Annotated in this window: 4 protein-coding genes; all 4 read right to left on the reverse strand. The window is 40.8% G+C overall.

From position 1 onward, the window contains the following. Positions 1-608 (reverse strand): Uma2 family endonuclease (locus tag F6K57_RS35575; RefSeq protein ID WP_293026292.1); only part of this gene is annotated, 608 nt, incomplete at its 3' end. A gap of 242 nt (positions 609-850) precedes the next feature. Beyond that, on the reverse strand, positions 851-1,156 hold the full coding sequence (locus F6K57_RS35580; protein ID WP_293072719.1) for a DUF433 domain-containing protein: 306 nt from the start codon (positions 1,154-1,156) through the stop codon (positions 851-853). Between the two features lie 40 nt (positions 1,157-1,196). After that, positions 1,197-4,364, reverse strand: coding sequence for an AAA-like domain-containing protein (locus F6K57_RS35585; protein WP_293072721.1), 3,168 nt, complete (start codon positions 4,362-4,364; stop codon positions 1,197-1,199). Between the two features lie 3 nt (positions 4,365-4,367). Then, positions 4,368-5,497, reverse strand: a 1,130-nt coding sequence (locus F6K57_RS35590; RefSeq protein WP_293072723.1) for an AAA-like domain-containing protein, incomplete at its 5' end; no start/stop codon positions are given.

Raw genomic sequence — 5,497 nt, forward strand, 5'->3', positions numbered from 1 at the left:
CCTTCCCAAACTTCTTCCATGACCATGACAAAACCAGGCAGCACTGATTCATCCCCCTTCACCGTAGCTGGATTGTCCAACTGCTCCACTTCTACCCCAGGACGGTAAATATATACTTGACGACTATTTGGCTCAATCAACCACCCCAACAGAGCGCCATTTGACCTGTACTCTTCCATCTTTTCCTTAAGACTCTTCACCCTATCACTGGGAGAGCGCAACTCAATCACAAAATCTGGGCACAGAGGAATAAACTTTTTCCTTTGTTGAGGCGTTAGGGCTTCCCACCTGTCTTTTTTGACCCAAGAAGCATCAGGGGAACGTTCTGCACCATTGGGCAGCTTAAAGCCACCAGAAGAATCAAATACCTTGCCTAGCTTTGTTTGGCGATTCCACAACTGTAGCTGAAAATTAATGTTGGAATTTTTTTGAGATGTTTCACCTCCTGTGGGGGGCATAACAATTATTTCTCCGTCTAATGTGCGCTCAATTCGTAAATCTCGATTAATCTGACAAAACTCAAAAAATTGGTCATCATCCATAGCCCATGCCGGGGGCATCTTCAACACAATGGGATTGGTTTCAACAGCTGTGGTGGCTACTTTCATGACGATCTCTACTTCCCGCACAAAAGAGTTTCTTCTATTCTAGTTAACAAAAATACGCAGTTTTTAACCTAAAAACCCAGCTAAGCTGCACGTCACTCCGCACAATTGGAGATTTTAGCACCTCCGTTCCGTTCGGAAACTTGAGTAATTTAACGGTAATGGTAGCAGCAACTACTCCTATTTACCGTAGAGGTAGAAATCTTACTTGTCTAGCTAGTAAGCGATGGACGCGCGTCCCGCTTTCAGCGATCGCGTATTCCCATTGGATTAAAACGTTGTTCAGCCTCCTGCTGAATTGCATCTCTCTGACGTTGACGTTCTACCAGATAGGTATGAACCTCATCTTGATGTCTGAGGTAGTAACCGATAACCAAGTAGATATCTGGTAGTTGTAGGGATGGATATTGCTCTGCGATTTCCTCTGGTGTGCATCCCTCAAGAAAAGCAGTCACAAGAGTGTCTAGGGTGACGCGAGTTTTGGCAACTCGTACAACACCATGGGCATCTGCCTCTATAGGTGCAGGTTCAAGGGCAATTGCTAGAGTCATAGACTTTATCAGGTTGCTATTTTATATGGTAGCAATCGACTCACCGTTTTTCTAGTTCCCATGGTTCCAAGGTAGCAAAATGCTCTAGTACCATGGGATGGACAAACATGTAGCCACCGCCAACCTTTTGCAAAAAAACACGATCAGTTGCGTAGTCTAAGAAACGAGCGTAGTTCCAAGGAATGTGTCCACTACAGAATAGAATTATACGCAAGACAAAATGTTGAATGCAAGCAATACCAGCATTACTTAACGTACTCATTAGCAAAGTACTAATCACTCCAGTTATCAGCCCAGTAGATAACCCATCAATAATTCCACTAAGTAACCCATGAATAATTCCAGCAATTAATCCAAATATCAACCCACTAAATAATCCCAGAGTTCCCGCGTTAACTGCTGATCTAAATATCCCCTGATTAGGAGCTGCTTTAACTGCTTTAACTGCTTTAAATTCTATAAATTTCACCTGATTAAGAGCTGCTTTTAACTCTAAATTATAACCAATAATACCAAATATTAACCCAAAAACTAGTCCAAAAACTAGTCCAAAAAACAATCCAAAAACCGGTTCAAAAGCTAGCCCAAAACTCAGTCCAACACTCAGCCTAGTTATCCCTTTAATAATTTCATTAAAATTTATTGAATTCTCTAGTGTTATTCGAGACCAATACAGAGTTTCAACAGGCTTTATTTCTTGCGTAATTCCCAGCCCCAAAAGTGAACTAAAAACTAGTCCACCCGTTAAGCTAAAAATTAGCACACCCGTGAAGCCATAAATTAGCACACCCGTGAAGCTAAAAACAATTAGCCCACCCGTTAAGCCAAAAATTAGCCCACACACCAACTTCAATAGAGTTGAATAAACTATCCTCTGAGTTCGATTTCGTAACCAGGTAGGCTGCATTTTTTCAATTAAAAATATCCTTTGTTGATTCTCAACCATCCGCTGTGCTAGCCAAGCCAACCAATACTTTGTTTGAGCGTTATTGTATCTCTGACTAGCCCGCCGACGCTTAAACATCCTCTTAATGTAGGCACTGAATAGCTGTTTGCGGCGTTCTTCTACCAAGTCAGTTTTAGGTAAGTCTTCAACAGCTACTCCTTGGTAAGCCATAGTCATAATATTGAGCATTAAAGGAGATTGAGCTAACTTTTGCAGTCCCCTATCCTTTGTAATTAATGCCCTCAATCCTGTAAAATCAGCCCCCACACTATCCAGGTAATGATAGATTTGTTCTAGGGTGAGGAACCTCAAATAAACTGCACTTGCAAAGTTCAGACGGTTAGAGAGGGCTTGGTAGTCTTTGATGCGGCTGCAAACGACAATATCTGAGTAGTAATGGTGAGAGAAAGTGTTCAAAGCAATAACACACGCTTCTCGATATGGAGCCTGAACTTCATCCAAACCATCTAAGAGCAGGAGCAGTTGCTGTTGCGTGACTAAAGCTTGTCCAAGTCTCTTAGAAACTCCATATATACTCTGTAGTTCTTCGATCAGCCAATCAGCAATACTTTGTTTCTTATATGCCCAAGAGGAGAGATTCAATACCACAGGAATTGGGTAATCAACATCTTGCTCACCACGGGCAATTAAGTCACGGGTTAGTTCTAGTAATGTTGTGGTTTTACCTGACCCTGGTTCACCTAATATCAGCAGCGTTCGACCTGAGCTAATGTAATCAACATCTTGCTCAGCACGGGCAATTTCACGGGTTGGTTTTAGTAACGTTGTTGTTTTACCTAACCCTGCTTCGCCCAGAATTAGTAGCATTCGTCGCTCACCAATTTGTTCAAAAATATCAATTACCTTAGTCCCTTCTGGGAGTGCTTTAAGTGAGTATTTCCCAATCTCTAAAATCTCGTTAAAAGGGTTAGTAACTGCCTCAGGCCGTTGTTCTAGTCCCTGTTCAATTAGCACTTGGTTAAATAAAGATTTTTCTAAAACACCTTTAATCCAAAAGTTTTTGACGTTGGCAAGCAATGCCTGACGAATGCGGTATTCTGTTCGAGTTATTTGTTCCCCCGTGACATTACTAGTACTAGTAGGAGACAATGGATCATCGTTGAAACTATTATCACCTCCTGTGACTCCGTTGTCATGGAGCCAACTTATATTAAAAACTTCATAATATATTCGATTTCTTACCTCAAGTATTCCTGAATCATTAGCTTTGACTAAACCGATTAATTTTAGTCTTGCGTGAGGTAAATTTCGTTCTTTATTACTTATAATTATGTCTTGCCTGATTAGAGAATAAAGATTAAGTAATTCTGCTGATTCTGATTCTCTTAAAAGACGTTCTCTTACAAAGTGCAAATTGTCATCATTGTGCTTACCACGCTTTGTCAAGAAAGTTTCTAGTACAAGCTTTTCCACAATTTTATCTACTTGAGTAGTATCCCAATTTTCCTTAGCCCACTGTGCCACAACTTGACAAGTTTTCTGGGTAAGATAGGGATGTCCTCCTGTCCAATTGATTATTTGCTTTAGTAGCTTGAATGCTTGGTCAGATCCTGGTGCCAGTCCAGCAGCAAGAGGTTTAGCTTCCTCCAAAGTGAAATCGTTTAACTCAATACGCCTTCCGATATTGAAAGGAGTCCGTTCAACAGCTTTTACTAAATCCGATGGAGAGGCTACACCCAAAAGCACAAAAGTTAGCCGCTCTAACTCCGAGTTAATCGCACGTTCGTTGTAGAGGGAACGTATAGCAGCAAAGAAGTCATCGCTATAGGATAGTGAAAGGGTAGAATCTATTTCATCAATGAATAATACAACCGAATAAGAAACTTTCTCTAATAAGATTTCTGAGATAAACATTGAATATCTATCTACTTCACTAAAGCTGGCATTTTCTCTCCACCAACTCTCATAGTCGAAGTGTAGACGCAGTTGTCTTACAATACGTCTAATTTGCCCTAGATACCAAGCTTCCAATCCAACGGAAGTGCCGATGCTGGTTAAATCAATGATGGCACTACGTATATTAAATTTCTTCAATTTTACTGCGGTGCGTACCATCAAACTAGATTTGCCCATCTGACGAGTGGTTAGTACATAGCAGTACTCTCCGTTGATCAGATTGTCTAGAAGTTGCTGGTCAGTAGCACGGGGTACGTAACTACGGTCTGAAACTTTTAACGTTCCGCCTACTACATAGTAATCTGGATCTGGCGTACTCTGGATCGGGTTGTGATCAGAATTCATGACTCATAGTCTCGTTTTAAAATATTGTGCATAAAGCTGACATCTTGCCTGTACAGCATCAGGACTGTGTCCCAGAATTAATCCTGATTTCCGTAACCGATAAAAAATTTCGTTATCCTGGCATTGGTGTTTTCTGAGAACGTCTTGCATGGCATGTCGCAAATCTGGCGATGCTTCAAGTTGCCTAAGATACCGAGATAAGTGTTCTGCAAATGGACCATCATCATTACCTGCTACTCTACAAAATTCTGTTACACTGATGCTCCCTGTAACCATTGTATAAAAAGCCATTCTTAACAAGTATGGATGTCCTCCTAGTAAATTGATCAGGGAGTCAATTTCACCTGACCGTGCTATGCTATTATGTTTACGATTCATTTCCTCAACCTTAGAACGACTCAAATCTCCTAGTTCAATAGAGATACCGACGTTGAAGGGTGATTGGTTTAAATCTTGAATAAATAAAAATGCTTCTGTGGAATAGGCTAGAACTAGGTTGAGTTTTTGCCATTGTTCTTCTATAGCACGCTCATTATGCCAAGCTCGAATTAGACTAAAAAAGTCATCTCTGTAGTCATACTTAAAAACTCGATCAACATCATCAAATATCAGTAGAATAGGTAAGTCAAATTTTTCAAGAACCTCTTCAACCACAAAATCAGATAATTTATCTTTTGAGCCCAATGGACTAGACCAATAGGAGTCTGGTGAACGGGAAGTTAGCCAGTGCTTGGTCATGCGAGCAGCTATATATCGTAACAGGGAGTCGAGAGTGGATAAACACTTTTGGTCAAGACGCTGAAAATCAAGATAGAGTGCAGCTTGACTATTTTGCTTAGCCCGTTGGTGCATACGAGCTAGCAAGGAGCTTTTGCCCATCTGATGAGCACCTTTGACACGGATAGTTTCTCCCCATCCTAACACTTTATCTAACCATGTAGCTTCGTTTTCTCGCTGCAGGTATAATTTAGAGCGAAGCTTAACTGTCCCTTCAGGAGCTTCAAGTTCATTGAGCCAGTTAGAATCAAAAGAATGTCTAGGCGGCAGTAATTCATCTTCCGATAAAAGTACTGTTCCGTCTTCATCTAACAACAAATCATCTTGTTGAAATTTCAGGGTTTTGATTAGACGTT

Source organism: Moorena sp. SIO4A5, assembly GCF_010672005.1.
GTDB lineage: Bacteria > Cyanobacteriota > Cyanobacteriia > Cyanobacteriales > Coleofasciculaceae > Moorena.